Here is a 536-nt window from a genome sequence, read left to right as displayed (position 1 = left end):
ACTACGCTGTGCACCAGACCCGATTCGTCATCGGCGCCGATGTGGGCCTTCATGCCAAAATAATACTGGTTTCCCTTCTTGGTCTGGTGCATTTCCGGGTCGCGCTTGCCGTCCTTNATTTGTCCACCTGGGTGACATCCGCCACATTGGCCGCCGTGCCCACTACGCTGTGCACCAGACCCGATTCGTCATCGGCGCCGATGTGGGACTTCATGCCAAAATAATACTGGTTTCCCTTCTTGGTCTGGTGCATTTCCGGGTCGCGCTTGCCGTCCTTGTTCTTGGTCGAACTGGGCGCATTGATCAGCGTTGCATCGACGATGGTGCCCTGGCGCAGCGACAGGCCGCGGTCGCCCAGATAGCCATTGATGACAGCGAGGATGCCGGCCGCCAGCTCGTGTTTCTCCAGCAAGCGGCGGAAGTTGAGAATGGGGGTTTCGTCGGGGATGCGCTCCAGGTTCAGCCCGGCAAACTGGCGCAGGATCGTGGTTTCGTACAGCGCTTCCTCCATCGCTGGATCGCTGTAGCCGAACCAG

General features: G+C 59.4%; 2 pseudogenes. Both read right to left on the bottom strand.

Annotated elements, in window-relative coordinates:
• A pseudogene (locus AO268_RS33060) lies at window positions 1-116 on the bottom strand (transposase); the annotation flags it as partial.
• A gap of 2 nt (window positions 117-118) precedes the next feature.
• Window positions 119-536 (bottom strand): annotated as a pseudogene (locus AO268_RS05475) (IS5-like element ISPsp1 family transposase); the annotation flags it as partial.

Source organism: Pseudomonas sp. ICMP 8385, assembly GCF_002699915.1.
In the GTDB taxonomy this organism is placed as follows: Bacteria; Pseudomonadota; Gammaproteobacteria; order Pseudomonadales; family Pseudomonadaceae; genus Aquipseudomonas; species Aquipseudomonas gessardii.
Note: the sequence above shows the minus strand (reverse complement) of the source record. Positions and strands in the feature narration are given on the sequence as shown.